General features: G+C 43.4%; 16 protein-coding genes. 10 read left to right on the top strand and 6 right to left on the bottom strand.

Annotated features, from left to right (window positions below):
- Positions 1-487 precede the first annotated feature (487 nt).
- The 6 genes from CXF62_RS07880 (at position 488) to adk (ending at position 7,633) form a co-directional block, all read left to right on the top strand.
- Positions 488-1,822, top strand: coding sequence for a DUF445 domain-containing protein (locus CXF62_RS07880; protein WP_102093742.1), 1,335 nt, complete (start codon positions 488-490; stop codon positions 1,820-1,822).
- 282 nt (positions 1,823-2,104) lie between these two features.
- Positions 2,105-4,135, top strand: a complete 2,031-nt coding sequence (locus CXF62_RS07875) for a heme lyase CcmF/NrfE family subunit (RefSeq protein ID WP_102091007.1) — start codon at positions 2,105-2,107, stop codon at positions 4,133-4,135.
- A gap of 1 nt (position 4,136) precedes the next feature.
- A complete protein-coding gene (locus CXF62_RS07870; protein WP_102093741.1) occupies positions 4,137-4,814 on the top strand; it encodes a DsbE family thiol:disulfide interchange protein in 678 nt (225 codons plus the stop codon).
- Positions 4,815-4,879: 65 nt separating this feature from the next.
- Complete coding sequence (locus CXF62_RS07865; protein ID WP_371548551.1) at positions 4,880-5,368, top strand: cytochrome c-type biogenesis protein; 489 nt, start codon at positions 4,880-4,882, stop codon at positions 5,366-5,368.
- Entirely contained in the window at positions 5,365-6,645 is a 1,281-nt protein-coding gene (ccmI, locus tag CXF62_RS07860; RefSeq protein ID WP_101206371.1) for a c-type cytochrome biogenesis protein CcmI, read from the top strand. Before CXF62_RS07865 ends, ccmI begins: the two co-directional genes overlap by 4 nt.
- 334 nt (positions 6,646-6,979) lie before the next feature.
- The gene (gene adk, locus CXF62_RS07855; protein WP_180952604.1) at positions 6,980-7,633 is read left to right on the top strand and encodes an adenylate kinase; all 654 of its coding nucleotides are present in this window, start codon (positions 6,980-6,982) and stop codon (positions 7,631-7,633) included.
- Between the two features lie 193 nt (positions 7,634-7,826).
- Here adk and secB read toward each other — a convergent pair whose 3' ends face one another.
- The 4 genes from secB to rsgA form a co-directional block, all read right to left on the bottom strand.
- Positions 7,827-8,279 (bottom strand): protein-export chaperone SecB, encoded by a 453-nt coding sequence (gene secB / locus CXF62_RS07850; RefSeq protein WP_057760989.1) that lies wholly within the window; start codon positions 8,277-8,279, stop codon positions 7,827-7,829.
- 192 nt (positions 8,280-8,471) lie between these two features.
- A complete protein-coding gene (gene grxC / locus CXF62_RS07845) occupies positions 8,472-8,735 on the bottom strand; it encodes a glutaredoxin 3 (RefSeq protein ID WP_021813631.1) in 264 nt (87 codons plus the stop codon).
- A 359-nt stretch (positions 8,736-9,094) separates the two neighbouring features.
- Complete coding sequence (locus tag CXF62_RS07840; protein ID WP_057760987.1) at positions 9,095-9,550, bottom strand: rhodanese-like domain-containing protein; 456 nt, start codon at positions 9,548-9,550, stop codon at positions 9,095-9,097.
- A gap of 221 nt (positions 9,551-9,771) precedes the next feature.
- Positions 9,772-10,875 (bottom strand): ribosome small subunit-dependent GTPase A, encoded by a 1,104-nt coding sequence (rsgA, locus tag CXF62_RS07835; RefSeq protein ID WP_102093737.1) that lies wholly within the window; start codon positions 10,873-10,875, stop codon positions 9,772-9,774.
- A gap of 230 nt (positions 10,876-11,105) precedes the next feature.
- On the opposite strand from rsgA, the gene orn reads away from it, so the two are divergent.
- Entirely contained in the window at positions 11,106-11,693 is a 588-nt protein-coding gene (gene orn, locus CXF62_RS07830; RefSeq protein ID WP_057760984.1) for an oligoribonuclease, read from the top strand.
- Between the two features lie 119 nt (positions 11,694-11,812).
- Here the strand turns inward: orn and CXF62_RS07825 are convergent, their stop codons facing one another.
- On the bottom strand, positions 11,813-12,682 hold the full coding sequence (locus CXF62_RS07825; RefSeq protein WP_102093735.1) for a UDP-2,3-diacylglucosamine diphosphatase: 870 nt from the start codon (positions 12,680-12,682) through the stop codon (positions 11,813-11,815).
- Positions 12,683-12,805: 123 nt separating this feature from the next.
- Complete coding sequence (locus tag CXF62_RS07820) at positions 12,806-13,321, bottom strand: peptidylprolyl isomerase (RefSeq protein WP_057760980.1); 516 nt, start codon at positions 13,319-13,321, stop codon at positions 12,806-12,808.
- Between the two features lie 293 nt (positions 13,322-13,614).
- Between CXF62_RS07820 and CXF62_RS07815 the strand changes: the two genes are divergently transcribed.
- The 3 genes from CXF62_RS07815 to CXF62_RS07805 all read left to right on the top strand — a co-directional run bounded on the left by CXF62_RS07815 (position 13,615) and on the right by CXF62_RS07805 (position 17,345).
- Positions 13,615-15,354, top strand: a complete 1,740-nt coding sequence (locus CXF62_RS07815; RefSeq protein ID WP_102093734.1) for a glutamine--tRNA ligase/YqeY domain fusion protein — start codon at positions 13,615-13,617, stop codon at positions 15,352-15,354.
- Positions 15,355-15,785: 431 nt separating this feature from the next.
- On the top strand, positions 15,786-16,424 hold the full coding sequence (locus CXF62_RS07810) for a peroxiredoxin (protein WP_102093733.1): 639 nt from the start codon (positions 15,786-15,788) through the stop codon (positions 16,422-16,424).
- 258 nt (positions 16,425-16,682) lie between these two features.
- Entirely contained in the window at positions 16,683-17,345 is a 663-nt protein-coding gene (locus tag CXF62_RS07805) for a glutathione S-transferase family protein (protein ID WP_102093731.1), read from the top strand.
- Positions 17,346-17,575 lie beyond the last annotated feature (230 nt).

Raw genomic sequence — 17,575 nt, 5'->3', positions numbered from 1 at the left:
TCAGAGCCCAAACGGTCAGTGAGTCAATAAAAGAAAAATAAGAGGGCAGGTTGGTTAACCAAAGTGCGGTGAGTCTAAAAGATAATGCAAATGGTTTCAATCACATAGAAGGGTATGGTGTGAAATCGTCATGCAGTCATTTATACGCAGGTAGTCTTTGTTATTGCACTACAAATTATAACAGAACAAATGAGCAGACGCAGTACTCAGTCATATATTTTGTATTGATTATCTACTGACCAAGCCCTGGATTATATTTAGTTTTTTATTGGTTAATAGACGATACGAACCATGTCATCTTTAGTCACAACTTGCCGCTGGTCTATATGTGCTAATAAATGGCAAGTATGCTAAAATCAGGCGATTTATTTTATAGTAGTTATTATGGGCGGAGCGTCTTTTGAAACGTTCTCATTTTGCTAAAGTCTCGTTATCAGTAGCGACAGTATTAGCAACGACAATCAACCTGTCAGGGACTAAATAAGTCATGGACGTAAATTCATTATGGCAGACGATAGCTGAACACCCAGAGTTTTTTGCCATGCTGACCATCCCACCAGTGACGGCATTCGTCACTTGGGTACATGTGTGGATGGCGCTCAAGATGCTGTTTTATCCGGTCAAGTTTTGGGGTATTCGTATTCCTAACTTCCCATTTTTTGGGCTGCCAGGTATCGGTTGGCAAGGTATTGTTCCGCGCAAAGCGGGCAAGATATCTGGGGTTATCGTTGACCAGACGCTCTCAAAACTCGGTTCGCTTGATGAGTTTTTTAAGGCGATGGAGCCTGAGCAAATGGCGATATTTGTTACTGATACGGTAGACAAAAATCTTGAGCCATTGATTGATGAGATTATGCTGGATCACTCGCCAGCATTGTGGGGCAATCTACCTTACGCCCTAAAGCGCCGTGTCTATGCGCAAGCCCATAAAGAGCTACCCAGTATTATGCAGTCGCTTGTGACAGATTTGACTTATCATGTCGAAGACTTGGTCGATATGCGCAAAATGATTGTCAATACCATGGAAAACGATCGTCGCCTGATGGTGAATATGTTTCTAAAGGTTGGGCAAAAAGAGATCGATTTTATCTGGCACATCAGTGCTTTGATTGGTCTGGTATTTGGTATTATCCAGATGTTTATATTTTTGGTGGTGCCGCAGCATTGGACCGTACCGTTCTTTGCTGCGATTTGGGGTTTTCTCACCAATTGGATTGCCATTTGGATGGTGTTTAATCCAGTAGAGCCGCACTTCATCCCTTATTTGAAGCTGTTTTCGGTGCAGAGCCGCTTTCCATTTATCAAACCCGTCATACCGCATATCGCAAAGTATCGCTTACAAGGCGGCTTCATGAAGCGCCAAGAGGAAGTTTCTGAGGTTTTTGCTGAGATTGTGGTAAAAGATTTGGTCACTCTAGAAAATATCATGAATGAGATGATGTATGGTGATCGCTCAGCGCAAACACGTGATTTGATGAAGTCACATCTATATACGGTGCTAGAGTCACCAGTGATTAGTACGACATTACGTGTGGGATTGGGACGCCGTGATTATGGACAACTCAAAAATACCATTATCGACAAATCTATTGTCGCAACGATGGTACCACTGCGAGATCCTGAGCTAAATGAAAGCCGAGCCAGTAAGATATTTGGTCTATTCCGCGATAGAATACGTGCGCTAACGCCAAATGAGTTTCAGAACCTATTGCGTCCCGCTTTCCGTGAGGATGAGATGACGTTGATTGTTTTGGGCGGTTTGACTGGTTTTCTAGCAGGTTGGTTGCATTTAGTGTTAGTATTTTTCCCCTCGATGCAATAATGCATCAATAAGTATTTTTAATTAGTCATGAACGGCAGTGTTGAATAAGCTTTGAATAACTAAAAAAAATGTAAAATTAACAACAGATAAGCATTTTGTATCAATCATTCATATTGATACGTCACAATGATAGTAGCGGGTTTTATGTGCTTCTACAGCAATTGAAACCTCAGTTTTTAACCGTAAACTATGACCGCATAAAGGACTATTAGCGTTTGCCAGTGGCTAGCAATGCCATCGGTGAACCCTTAATTGTATCCAAGGTAAACAAGGTTAGACCGTATGTTAATCACAGAATTGGGTTATTTTGCCTTGCTGGCCGCTTTTATATTGGCGATTTTGCAGGTGGTACTACCAACCATTGGCGTCATGCGTGACCACGTCGCTTGGCAGCGTTTGGCGCCAAGTCTGGCATGGGCACAATTTGCGGCAATGATCACCTCATTTGCTGCGCTGATGGCAGGCTTTTATTACAACGACTTTAGTCTCGTCTACGTCACTCAGCATTCCAATACATTGCTGCCTTGGTACTATAAGCTGTCGGCGACATGGGGCGGGCATGAAGGCTCGCTACTGCTTTGGATGACCATCATGGCCACTTGGTGTGCGCTGGTCTCTTACTTCAGTCGTGGATTACCGTTGTCTATGCGTGCGCGAGTGCTGGTGATATTGGCAGGCGTGCAGATGATGATGTTAGCGATGCTTATCTTTACCTCATCACCATTTGATCGCACATTACCTAATCTACCTGTTGATGGCGCAGATCTAAACCCTGTATTGCAAGATTTTGGTCTGATTATTCATCCACCGATGCTTTATATGGGCTATGTGGGCATGGTTGTGCCATTTGCGTTTTGTATGGCAGCATTGTGGGAAGGGCGCTTGGATGCGGTATGGACACGTTGGTCGCGTCCATGGGCATTGGCTGCTTGGGGTTTCTTAACAGTTGGTATCGCGCTTGGCTCATGGTGGGCTTATTATGAGCTTGGCTGGGGCGGTTGGTGGTTCTGGGATCCAGTAGAGAACGCCTCATTGATGCCATGGTTGGCAGGAACGGCGCTACTGCACTCACTTGCTGTCACCGAAAAACGCGGTGTATTTAAAGCATGGACAATCATGCTCGCAATCTTTGCTTTTGCGCTTAGCTTGCTTGGTACGTTCTTAGTACGTTCAGGTGTCATCACCTCAGTGCATTCATTTGCCGCTGATCCAACGCGTGGTCTAGTGATTTTAGTCATCCTCGGTATCATCGTCGGTGGTGGTCTGCTGATGTTTGCGGTACGTGGTTGGCGTTTGACGGTCGAGAGTCAGTATCGACTTATCTCACGTGAATCATTTTTGGTAATTAACAACGTTATTATTCTAATTTCAACCTTAGTGGTACTACTTGGGACGCTCTATCCTATTATTGCTGATGCCTTTAATTTAGGTCAGGTATCTGTTGGCCCTCCATACTTTAACGCTCTATTTGTGCCGTTGACATGGCTACTACTGGTGGCGATGGGTATGGGCTCTAATATCCGCTGGAAACAAGACAGCCGCCCGTTATTGGGTGCTGGTATGGTTATCGCGGTGAGCAGTTTGGTATTAGCCGCTATTATCACCTATTTCACCAGTCCATCAGCGATGTTAAATATCGGTGTCACATTGGCTGTGAGCTTTTGGGTGTTGTTATGGATGGTTGTCGATTTCAAAGACAAGACCAAAAATGCACCAAGTCGCTTAAACGGCTTACGTCAGTTGCGTCTAAGTTATTGGGGTCAACAGACCGCTCATATTGGCGTTATCATTGCAGTTATCGGCGTGGCATTTACCAGTACGTTGAGTATTGAGCGCGATGTGGCACTAGGGCCTAACGATAATGTCAATGTGCAAGGCTATGACTTTACGGTGAAAGGCTTTAGTGAAGTAAAAGGCAGTAACTTTGACGCTACGCAAGCAGAAGTAACAGTCAGTAAAGACGGTCAAGAAGTGACCACGTTATATCCTGAAAAGCGTAACTATATCATCAGTATGATGCCGATGACGGAGGCTGCGATTGATGCCAATCTGATGCGCGATGTGTACGTAGCACTTGGTGAGCCAATTGCTGAAGATAGCAATGAATGGGCTTTCCGTATCTATGTCAAACCGCTTATCCGCTGGATATGGTTGGGTGCGCTTATCATGGCGTTCGGTGCATTGCTCAGTATGCTAGACAATCGTTACCGTATTAAAAAAACCAAAACACCTGCGCAAATCGCGGCCAAAAAATCAGGCTTTGCGACGGTTGCGGATTTGGATACGTCAGCTACAAAGATAGGGGAGCGTTAATATGACTACCTCAAACAATGAATCTGATAAAAAAGCTCAGCAAGAATCTGTCAACGAGATCAAAACACCAAGCAGCAATAAAGTAAAAACTAAGAAAAAACTTAAAATTGGGTTTTTGATTCCGCTGGTTATCTTTATTGGTTTGGTCGCTATGCTCTATATGCGTTTGGGCAAACCGACTGATATCGTGACCAATACAGCGCTTGAGCGTCCAGTACCTGCCTTTGAGTTGCCGTTATTATCAGATACGAGTCGTATCATGACCAATGACAACTTGCCAGATAAGCCATTCCTCATGAATATCTGGGGCTCTTGGTGTCCAACTTGTATCATTGAGCATCCTTTTCTAATGAAGCTAGAAGAGCGCGGTGTTAACTTAGTGGGCGTAAACTACAAAGATGATATTGGTGATGCGTTAGGGTATCTGAATCGCGGTGGCGACCCGTTCTCTATGTCTATTCAAGACTTGTCAGGGCAGTTTGCTCTAGATTTGGGTCTGACTGGTGCACCTGAGACTTTCATCGTCGATGGTGATGGGATTATTCGTCAGCATATCATCGGTGAGATCAATGAGAGCAATTGGCAAAGTCGTATTACGCCTTGCTTAATGGTACTCAATGACGCTAGTAATAATGGTGTCAGTCCAGATCCGAGCCAAATTGCGGAGGCGTGCAAATGATAGCCTACCAAATAAGAAACGCGACCATAAAGTTAGTAAGCTTGTTTATCGCTTGTCTATTCAGCATGGCAAGCTTTGCTGCCATTGATGTCTACGATTTTGATTCTGTGCAACAAGAAGCCCAGTACCGCGGTCTTATCGAAGAGCTGCGCTGCCCGAAATGTCAAAACCAAAACTTGGCAGGGTCTGATGCACCCATTGCCCAAGACTTAAAGCAAAAAACCTATGACTTGATAAAAGATGGTCGTAGTGATGGCGAAATTCGAGCCTATATGCAAGAGCGTTATGGTGATTTTATAAGTTATAAGCCGCCAGTACGTCCTTCAACATGGATTTTATGGTTTTTCCCACCATTATTATTGATCGTTTTATTGGCCGGTTGGTTTTGGCAAAGTAAACGCCGTCAGCTTGTCGCCAGCGGCGAGAGTGGTGTAGCAGTAGACAACCATGTCAAAGCGTTGTCTGCCGCTGAAAAAGCAGAACTTGATCGCTTATTGTCACGAGCCAATAACGATGACAAAGACGACACTACAAGCCTTGGGGGCAAAAAATGACCATATTTTCTACTGTTGGCTTATTTATTGCGCTAAGTTTACTTGTCGCTCTTTTATTGGGTGTTATCACCATTAAGCCGTGGTTAAGAGCACCGCGTTCGCATAGCATGCCTGTGGACAATCAACTGCTGGATATCAACGTTGCTGTGTTTCGTGAGCGACTAGCAGAGCTGAAAACAGACAAAGACAGTGGTATCATTGATGACCATCACTATCAAAACCAGAAGCTTGAGCTTGAACGTCAGCTTTTGGATGCTCAGCGTGAAGTGTCACCGATGGTTACGCCAGGTATCAAAAGCCGATTGATTATTATGGTTTGGGTGCCTGTATTAACGGCCATGGCATATCTGATGGTCGGTGATCGCACACCTGTATTTGAGCTATGGGCTGCTGAGGACAAAGTCGGTCAAGTGGCAGACGATCTATTAACAGGTAGAATCGATCAGCCACCGGCTTGGGCAATTGAAGATGGTAATCAGCTGATTAGTGCCATGCAGACTAACGTCTATCGTCATGCTAGCGACTACAATCGCTGGATGCGCCTATCGGAGCTGTTCTTGTCATTAGAGGCGACTGATTCGGCATTAGAGGCTTTGTCGCGCGCTTATCGTCTATCACCTGATAACGAAGAGATTGCGACCACTTATGCGCAGATTAGTTTCTTTGCTAATAAGGGTCAGTTAGATGCCAATAGCCGCCGAGTGTTAGAAAACATACTGGCCAAAAACCCAGAGCATGAGGGCGCACAAATGCTTATGGCGATGGGTGAAGCCCGTGCTAGTAACTTCGATCAAGCGCAAGGCTGGATTAAACGTCTGCGTGACAGTATCGCGGCCAAACCAGGTGATCATACGCAAGCGCTATCAAGTCTAGATGAGCTTAGCGCTAATGTGGTGATGCAGCAACAGCAAGCCTCTGAAGGCGTCGAAGTGACAGTCAAAATAAATGCTAGTCTGTTACCATTGGTAAAAGCTGACGATACGCTGTTTGTAGCGATACGTGACGTGAAAGGTGGTCCACCATTTGCGGCTAAGCGTCTACCGATTAGCAATATCAAACAAGGCGAAGCGGTTATTAGCCTAAGTGATCTTGATGCTATGATGCCAGAGCGTACCCTAGGGTCGGCTCGTTCTGATAAAGTACAGCTAGCGGTCATCGCTCGTATCAGTCATAGTGGCAATGCTACCGCAGAGTCAGGCGACCTCTCGGGTAATCCAGTGGTTATCAGCGCAGAACAAAATCAGGTCAACGTGGAAATAAATCAGCAAGTTCCATAGCCATAGTAGTAATATAAATACTGGACGCTAATGGTATTTATTATATAGACGCTGTTGCTCAGTATGGACGCGAGCAGCAGTGTTATGATTGACTTGATTAAAAGAGATATAAAGGTAACCCAGATATATAAATGGGCACTCCAAACGCAGTCAATACTGCTGCTTTTTATCTTGAATTGACCATGTATGAACAGATAAGTCATGCCAACTTGTCACATCAATAATGAAAATACTTGAGCTTTGCAGGGCCACAAGGTAAGGTAGCTTTGCAAACAACTAATCCCAGAGTTTTATTAATCCCAAAATCCTATCTATTAAGGAGAGTCGTGTAATGATGCGTATTATTTTACTAGGACCACCAGGCGCCGGTAAAGGTACCCAAGCCCAGTTTATTTCTAAAGAATATGATATTCCACAGATCTCAACTGGCGACATGCTACGTGCAGCAATTAAAGAAGGTAGCGAGCTTGGCAAAAAAGCCAAAGATATCATGAATGCTGGTGGTTTGGTTTCTGATGACCTCATTATCAACCTAGTGAAAGAGCGTATCGCTAAGCCTGATTGCGTGAATGGTTGTATCCTAGATGGTTTCCCGCGCACTATTCCTCAAGCGCAAGCACTTGCAGACGCTGATGTTGCTATCGACCATGTTATCGAAATCAGCGTACCTGATGACGAAATCGTGAGCCGTTTGTCTGGCCGTCGTCAGCATCCAGGTTCAGGTCGTGTTTATCATGTCGATCACAATCCACCAAAGGTTGAAGGCATCGATGACGTCACTGGTGAAGCGCTCATCCAGCGTGAAGATGACCAAGAAGCGACTATTCGTGACCGTCTATCTACTTATCATGAGCAAACATCAGCATTGGTTGGTTTTTACCAAGACAAAGCTAAAGAAGGCGATGATGCGCCTAACTATGACAAGTTTGATGGTACGCAAGGTATCGATGACGTTAAGCAGCAAATCCTATCTGCACTAAAAGGCTAATTATCGATGTTAGCTAATTGATTTAGCAGTCGATGTAGTTGTTGAAGACCCTGTTTAATAACAGGGTTTTTTTATGGCTGATGATTTTATGCCTCATAAAACATACCCACAAAAAAACCGCTTACTCATTATAAGTAAACGGCCTTTTTATCAAAACATGTGACTGATAAAGCTCATATATTTTAATTAATGCTTATGCGTTACCTTGAGCATCAACTTGTGCTTGCTGCTGGCTCTGTGCATATGCTTGATCAAAGTTTACAGGTGCTAGTAGCAATTGCGGGAAGCTACCACGCGTCACGATGTCACTGATGACTTCACGAGCATATGGGAACAACACGTTAGGGCAGTATGCACCCAAGATTTGACCGATTTGATCTTCTGGAATGTCTTTTAGTAAGAAGATACCTGCTTGATGCACTTCAGCGATAAATGCTGCTTCTTCCGCATTTTTGGCAGTAACGCTCACAGTTAGGATGATTTGATAATGATCGTCATCTAGTTTTTCAGCGTTGCTAGACAAGTTAATATCAAGCTCTGGGTTCCACTCTTTGGTGAATACGCTAGCGCCTGGGACTTCAAGTGACATGTCTTTTACGTAGATGCGTTCTAGTGCCAATTGTGGTTGTGCTTGTTCTTCAGCCATGGTAAATCCTCTAAAATTAAATCAAATGATTGGGCAAATCGTCATTTTAATAAAAGTTCATTGTAATATAAATCGAGACTATTTTTTGGTATTGTCTCGATATTTTTTATCATTACTTCTTACTGCTCTATTAAAACCTGCCACTGCCTATCTTTACATAAGTAAAGACAGACAGTAAAGAAAGGTAGCAGATTAACCTGCCAATAGCTCGTCAAGTTTGCCTTGCTGGTTCATTTGGTTGAGCTCATCAAAACCACCGACAAAGGTTTCACCAACGAAGATTTGCGGCACAGTGCGGTAATTATTGGTTTTTTTCATTAACGCTTGGCGCTCTTCGCTGCTCATATCATGCATGCCGATTTCTTCATAATCAACGCCTTTGGTTTTTAGTAGTTGTTTGGCGTTTGAGCAGTATGGGCAGATAGGGGTAGTGTAAACTTTCACAGATACAGTCATGATAAATCCTTATTTATAAATTTATGAGATAACAAACGTATTATAAAGAGCATGATAAATTATCATAGTCTAAGCGTTGGTATAGTCTGTTATCAACGAGTAAAGTAAAAATGCATTCGGTGATGCTCATTACTAAAGTGGGGATGGGCATGACAAATTCAAGCCGTTTTGGCTCAAAACGTATTTTAGTGCTATAAAACGTGGTAAATAGAATATAAAAAATAAACCACAAAAAAAGACACCCAATAAAAAGGTGTCTTCTTTATAGCGTTGGTAGCGCTGATAACGTTAATCAGGTCGCATAAACATCAGCTAAGCGATGTGTATAAACGCTTCACTTAAGCGCCTATACAGGTCTATTACTTGCTTAGACTTGGTTTTGTTTTACCTTTAGCCTTTGCTTTGGCGTCTTTTACACCAACCAATGGCATGCCAGCGCCTTGCCAGCCGCCAATACCGCCCTCTAAGCGATAGACACTATCTTTACCAATCATCTGAATCGCAGCGCCTGCTTGGACGCCCATGTCGCAGATGATAATCACCGGCTGCTCAATCGCGCGAATCTCTTCTAAGCGGTCTTTGAGGTCAGTGAACGGTATGTTGCGGCTGCCTTGAATATATCCTGATTCAAACTTCTTCTTAGCGCGAATATCGATAAGTTGCGCGTTCTGAGAATTGACCATCATGCCAAGCGTGTTAGGCGATATTTTTCTACCGCTACGTTTGTTTTCAATCGTAAAAAACAGTATAGCAAGTACGGCTAATATACCAAATAAAAACGGGTGGTTGCCCACAAATTCCAGCGCACGATCCAAACCATACCTCCAAAAAAATAAGTGTTCTATTAAGCTGAGAAGACAGCCCAATGATATTGAACAAGGCGCTATTATACCGATAAGGCCATCTATAGTAAACGGGCGATGACATGGGCAATAATTGGGCGGTTATTGTACTTATCTATGGATCTTCTTAGCCTAATAAAAATATCTACTCACAAGACCGTGTTTAATTAAGACGGACACTAACAAGCCAAATATTAATAAGGCTTAGTATCTGCCTCTTCTCGTAGCGTGACGAGGTTTTCAACACGGCGCTGCAATACTTCACCATCAGCTACGGCTTGCCATAGTGCGCAGCCTTTGCTGTTGTGAGTATGGCGACAGTCACGGAATTGGCAACCGCCGGCCAATGGTGCTAGCTCAACGAAGCCTGAAATAATATCGTCAGGAGTAAGATGCCAAATACCATATTCACGAATCCCTGGTGTATCAACGATACCGCCTTGAGTGAGGTCTTCGGGGTTGAATGGCAGCAGTCGACTGGTCGTCGTGGTGTGCTGACCGAGCTTAGAGTTTTGCGAAATGATATTGACGCTCTGTCCAGAGTCAGGCAGAAGGGCATTGATTAAGCTGCTTTTGCCGACACCAGATTGACCCGCGAAGATGACCAGCTTTTTATCTATATAGCGTTTTAGTTCATCAAGGCCTTCTTGCTCATCGCTCTCAGCGATGTTTTCAGGGCAATCGACCGAAGTCAGAACACTTTCATAACCGAGCGCGGCATATTGTGCCAATAACTCATTGGTATCCACACCGTTTTCTGCTGCCAATAAATCGGCTTTGTTGAGTACCAATAGTGGTTTGACACCTGCATGATGGCATACCACGAGATAGCGATCGATCAACGTTGGTGCGGCGGCAGGCAGTGGCGCAAAAACAATCGCCAAAATATCGACGTTGGCGGCAACAGGTTTGAGCTTATGATAGCGGTCAGGACGAGAAACCAGCGATGTACGCGGTTTGACCGCTTCGATACGACCAAAGCCAGTATTAGAGTCGGCATTCCAGCGCACTTGATCGCCAGCAGCTAGCATCGGTAGATTGGTACGCACATGACAGCGCCAAATATCATTCAATTCAAGCGTTTGCCAAAACGGCTCAGGATCATCAGGTGCAATCTCTGGCTGCTCAGGTATGACAGCTGGCAGGCTAGTGACTTGTACTTCTAGTTGCTTACCGTAATGCGCCATGACCACGCCATCCATCAAACTGTCATCAATACTATCTTGATTGGACAGTTGCTGCTTGTCGATGCGACGAATCTGTTGTTTAGTCAGTTTGCGTTGCCGGATTAATGCCATGGGTTTTTGACCTATTATAAAAATATTGCTAAGTGTAGCGTGAAAATTTGCTAACATACAGCCTAAAGCGTCTGCGGCAGACAGTGGTTTTGTAATATTTTGGCTGATTGCTAGATTTTTTGAATCAATCAGTGCATGACAAACCTGCCTGAATATGAGTATTCAACCGCAATACGTTTTTTAAATTATGTTTAAAACTGTCCCAAAATTTAATGACCATAGGATATTGTATGACTACCGGTGACCATCCCAACAAGATTAAAATCAAAAATCAAGGCAAAAAAGGGCTGGTGTGGATTGATTTAGAAATGACCGGACTTGATACCTTAAACGATGAGATTATCGAGATTGCTACTGTCGTTACTGACGAAGATTTGAATGTACTTGCTGAAGGACCTGTGTTTGCTATCAAGGTATCAGATCAAGTCTTGAATAAGATGGATGACTGGAATACTAAGCAGCATGGTCAGTCAGGATTGGTCGATCGTGTGCGTCGTAGTACGGTGACATTGGCAGAAGCCGAAGCTGAGACCATCAAGTTTTTGAATAAATGGGTTGATAGTGGCAAGTCGCCAATGTGCGGTAATTCTATCTGCCAAGATCGTCGATTTATGGCGCGCCAAATGCCAGAGCTTGAGCGTTTCTTCCATTATCGCAATCTTGATGTGTCGTCGATCAAAGAGCTGTGTTTCCGTTGGCGTCCTGATATCTTAAAGAACTTCGAAAAAGGTGGCAGTCATTTAGCCCTAGACGATATTCGTGACTCTATCCGTGAGCTAAAGCATTACCGTCAGCATTTCTTTAAGCTAATACCTTAAAAAACTGGCAAGCGATAAGCTATTTAAAAGTGTAGTAAAAGAATTGTAGTAAAAAATAAAAAGGGTCTGTTGATATTTTAACAGACCCTTTTGTTTTTTAGATAGGTTCAACGATCAAGTCAAACAAGCATTGTAAACTCAAACAATTCAAACCCAGCATCATTATTGCTTAAATCGTTACTACTAAAACCGTCATTTGAATGCTGGTCATCTGTCACTGCGCCAATCACGGCGCTAACTTTCGGCTGGCGGGTGTCTTTATCTAAAAATCGCCAGTCGCCAAGCACGTAGCGCTTTTTATCAGCCGTCGCCTGATGAATGTCTGGTCGATGAGTATGTCCGTGCAACAATGCATCGCTAGTAGTAATGGCTTGACGTACGGCTTTATCATTCACGTCCATGATATGCGCAGCTTTGTTCGCATTATTCTGTTGGCTTCTTTTACGCATGTTGTCTGCAATTGCCAAGCGTTTTTCTAATGACTTATTGAGCAGATACCACTGAGTTAAACGGTTACGCATAATTTTGCGAAAGAACTGATATTTTTTATCATCAGTACAGAGTGCGTCACCGTGTTCTAAGCGGTAATTCTGCTGACCAACAGGCAAAGTATATGGCTCGTTGATAAGCTCACCACCGAACAAATTACAAAACGGCTGACCCAACAAGAAGTCACGATTGCCATGCATGACCAATATCTCACAGCCATTGATACGTAACTGCTTGAGTTTGGTGATAAGTGGAGTCAACCATTGCGCTATCTTCTCGTCTTCTGACAACGATAAATACGTATCATCACCTAGCCACACCTCAAACCAATCACCCAATATAAAAAGGCGTTTGAGCGCAGGCAGGGCGAGACAGTCATCTAATAGCGCCAAAAAAGCCTGCACTAAGGCAGGCTCCTGAGGCGATAAATGCAAATCGCTAATCAATACTTGCCGCACTTGATGAGGGCGGGTCGTGATTAAGTGATCAAAACTTTGCATTTATCTTGGTCCTCGTGACTTATCGTATAACGAGCATGATTTAATAAACTCTATTAAAAAATGCTCGCTCATTCACAGCTATCGCTAAGTAACTATTACTGACTAGCTGCTATTGAATGACTATTACTGAGTAATGATGGTTGCTGAGTTGATAACAACTGGCTCTTTTGGCACATCAGCATGCATGCCGAAACGACCCGTTGGTACGCTGCGCATTTTTTCGATAACGTCCATACCGCTTGTTACTTTACCAAATACGGTGTAACCCCAACCTTGCATGTTTTTGCCAGAGTGGTTTAGGAAGTCGTTGTCTTTTACGTTGATGAAGAACTGGCTAGTCGCTGAATGCGGATCTTGGGTACGCGCCATTGCGATAGTACCTTTGTCATTTTTCAGGCCGTTGTCCGCTTCGTTTTCGATAGGCGCATTGGTTGGTTTTTCATTCATCTCAGCGTCCATTCCACCGCCTTGAATCATGAAACCATCAATGATGCGATGGAAAATTGTACCGTCATACTGACCAGATTTTACGTAGTTTAAAAAGTTTTCTACGGTTTTTGGTGCTTTTTCTTCGTTGAGTTCGATAACGATCGCACCCATATTAGTTTCAAGTTCTACTACTGGTGGCATGTCTACCATGGGATATTCCTTTTTGATTGCAGCGCCTTAAATAGCACTATTGTGAGTGGTGGTTAAAAAGTTACGGGTAGTCTAACGGCTTTTTTATCCCGTGTCATGTATCAGGCTGTTAATGCGTTTGCGAAACCTGATAGAATAACGCAACTTTACCCATTTTTGACAAACTTTGATAATGCGGTCGCACTATTTAAGTTTTCATATCCTCGCTTTATTTTGACACTTTAGTTTAAACGTTTTGTGATGCGTGATGGCACGCACCATGAACTGACAATTTGCGTTAGGAGCAATGCCCGATGAGTGAACACTCAAGCAACAATGCACAAAAAGTAGAAGCAAAAAACGATTTTATTCGTAATATCATTCGTGACGATGTCAATGCGCAAAAATACCAGCAAATTGTAACGCGCTTTCCGCCTGAGCCAAATGGCTACTTGCATTTAGGCCACGTAAAATCTATCTGCTTAAACTTTGGTGTGGCCAAAGAGTTCGGCGGTGTGTGCAACCTGCGTTTTGATGACACCAACCCAACTGCTGAAAAGCAAGATTACATCGACAATATTAAAAACGATGTGCAGTGGTTAGGTTTTGAGTGGGCAGGCGAGGCGCATCATGCCTCAGGTTATTTCGATCAGCTACATGCATGGGCAATTCAGTTGATTGAGCAAGGCGACGCTTATGTTGATTTGCAAACCCCTGAACAAATCAAAGAAAACCGTGGTTCATTCAATGAAGCGGGAACGCCTTCACCATATCGTGATGCCAGTGTTGAAGAAAACCTAGCGCTGTTCAATGATATGAAAGACGGTAAATACGCTGAAGGGAAGGCTATTTTGCGTGCGAAGATTGATATGGCCAGCCCAAATATGAACCTACGTGATCCTGTTATCTATCGCGTGATGCATCAAGAGCATCATCAGACTGGTGATAAATGGTGCATCTATCCGATGTATGACTTTGCTCATCCACTCTCCGATGCGTTAGAAGGGATTACCCATTCGTTATGTACGCTTGAGTTTGAAGATCATCGTCCATTCTATGATTGGGTCATCGAAAAAATCGGCTTTGACGTACCGCCGCATCAGTACGAGTTTAGCCGCTTAAACGTTGATCATACATTGACCAGTAAGCGTAAGCTAAAGCAACTAGTAGATGAAGGTATCGTAAGCGGTTGGGACGATCCTCGTATGCCGACCGTCGCTGGTATGCGTCGCCGTGGTTATACGCCAGAAGGCTTGCGTGATTTTTGTGAGCGTGTGGGTGTGACCAAAGCGGATAGTGTGGTTGATTTCCGTTTGCTAGAGTTTAGCGTTCGTCAATCGTTAGAGACGACTACTGGTCGCGGTATGGCGGTACTAAAGCCATTAAAAGTGACCATCACTAACTTTAGCGAAGCGGTCAGCAGCTGGGAGTCGCAAAAAGCCGATAGCGTTAATGCACGTTTTGACGATGCGACTCAGACGCTTTGGTTGACTCAGCCGAACCATCCTAACGTCGATATGGGTGAGCGTGAGATTCCATTTACCGAGACGCTATACATCGATCAAGGTGATTACGAGATTGAACCGCCAGCAGGCTACAAGCGTCTCTCTCCAGAAAAGCCAGAGATTCGTCTACGTAATACTTATGTGCTAGCCGTCACTGAGCATATCACTGATGAAAGTGGCAATGTCGTTGAACTAAAAGCGACGATTGACCCTGCTACTTTGGGCAATAACCCTGAAGGGCGTAAGGTCAAAGGCGTGATTCATTGGGTATCAGCCAGTCAAGGTGTGCCAGCGACAGTACGCATGTACGAGCAGCTATTCAGTGCTGAGGACCCAAGTGGCGTCGCTGATGTTCATCAAGCGTTAAACCCGAACTCGCTCACTGAGCTAAATGCAGTGGTTGAACCATCTTTGGTCAATGCAGATGCTGGCACGCGTTTCCAGTTCGAGCGTGAAGGTTACTTCATCTCTGATAGCGAAGATCACAGCACGGATAAGCCAGTATTTAACCAAATCGTTAGCTTACGTGATAGCTATAAGCCAGCTTAATTTATGCTGGCTTAGTATTTAAAAGTATCCTTATCCAAATAGATATTTTGAAATAATACTGAACAATAGTAGTTTGCAAGTTAGCCTATTTCTAGTACGCTAGGAATGGGCTTTTTTGTGCGCAGTTATAAAGTTAAGTATGATTATGGTGCGAATTTTGCTTATGGGATGCAGGTATGGTGGTTTAATTATTTATCAAAGCTACTTGTCCATAAAATTCATTAAAAGATTTGTCCATCAGCTTAGAGGTAAATGGAATAACCGCATTACAATCCGTCACAAGACATTCATAACCAGTTTGTTAAGATAAAGTCAGTTTTTACGGATGTGCTTTATGTTATATTTGATAGCTGAGCACGTCGATGACAATAATAGAACGCGAGGCCGACGTGTCGATATAAGCGTTCATTCACATAGCTAAGGAATCAAGCATGGCACATTTACGTTTAGGTGATACCGCACCAAACTTTGACGCTGCGACCACAGAAGGCGATATTAATTTCCACGAGTGGGCAGGCGATCATTGGGTGGTTTTTTTCTCACATCCATCAGACTTTACCCCAGTATGTACCACTGAGCTTGGTCGTACCGCAGCACTAGGCGGTGAGTTCCAGAAGCGCAATGTTAAACCAATTGCGCTATCGGTTGATGGTTTAGAAGATCATAAAGGTTGGGTAAGTGACATTGAAGAAACCCAAGGTACTGCTGTCAATTTCCCTATCATTGCAGACCCTGAGCGCAAGGTTGCAGATCTTTATGACATGATTCATCCAAATGCTGACAATACAGCGACGGTCAGAAGTGTGTTTATTATTGATCCTAAGAAAAAAGTACGCTTAACACTGACTTATCCAGCCAGTTGTGGCCGTAACTTTGATGAGATTATCCGTGTGATTGATGCGATGCAATTGTCTGATGAATATAACGTAGCAACGCCTGTTGATTGGAAAGATGGCGACGACGTTATCATTCCTCCAAGCGTGAAAAACGAAGATATCGCTGCTAATTATCCTAAAGGTCATACCGAAATTAAGCCTTATTTACGTACCACGCCTGCGCCTAACAAATAAGTTAAATGCATGTGGTATTGATAACTGATTAAGAATTGCTCAAAAATTAAAAGCCCTATAACGGAATGTTATGGGGCTTTTTGTTATTCAAACTCTCATCAGAACAGCGAGCTCAATAAGGTTTTGCTATGATGAGCAGAGTAGGCTATAACTGTTATATAGCGTGTTGATATTCTGAACCATACGCTATAGTGCAATAACCATAATAAAGCCTATCAGCGCTAAGTCGCTTTGAGTCCAACTTACAAGGAGTTTACTATGAAAAAACTATATATTACCCGTACAGCGCCCAATCCACGTAAAGCGCTTATCTTATTGGCTTCAAAAGGTATCGATGTTGATGACATGGATGATGTCGATGTGATCGATATTGATTTTGCGGCAAATGAGCAAATGTCAGAATCCTTTACGCAAATGAATCCAATGCAGACCGTACCTGTTTTGACCTTAGATGATGGTACAGTACTGAATGATTCTCAGGCAGTTTGTGAGTATCTGGATCGCGTTTACGGTGAGCGTTCAATCATGGGTAATGATGTGGTACAGCGTGCGCAAGTTTGCTCTATGCGCCGTGTTGCAGAGTTTGAGGTGATGTATAACTTGATGCTCGCGTTTCAGCACAGTCATCCATCTAAAGCACAACGTGTTGAGCAAGTGCCAGAGTTCGTCGCACCATCAATTGCTCGTGCTGTTAAAGCCATGGCATATTTTGAGACGATACTAGAAAGCCGTGAATACCTAGTAGGTGAACAATTAAGTTTTGCGGATATCGTGCTATATCTAAGCTTGGATTTTGGTAAAGTATTGAAGATTAATCCTAATGAGCAAGGCGAAAACCTAGCTCGTTTTTATCAAAAGATGAATGAACGCTTCAGTATTAAAAATATGGCTAAAGCCAAACCTGCCAGTGTGAATGACTAAAAGGTTCTAGGGCGTGTCCTCAATTCAATCGATAGTTATCTAAATGGGTTAAAAATGGCTAAATCTTGCCAAATGGCGTCAAATAGCTGACTAATATCTCGATATTATCTGCGCTATTTTCCTTGTTTGACTGCCATTTATCTCATTTTTATCACCATTTTTAAAATGAGGACACGCCGTAGAAAAATAGTTTAAATCATGAAACTTATCTATTAACCTATTTGGTAAAT

Source organism: Psychrobacter sp. MES7-P7E (assembly GCF_002863645.1).
Lineage (GTDB): Bacteria > Pseudomonadota > Gammaproteobacteria > Pseudomonadales > Moraxellaceae > Psychrobacter.
This window is presented reverse-complemented; position numbering and strand designations above follow the sequence as displayed.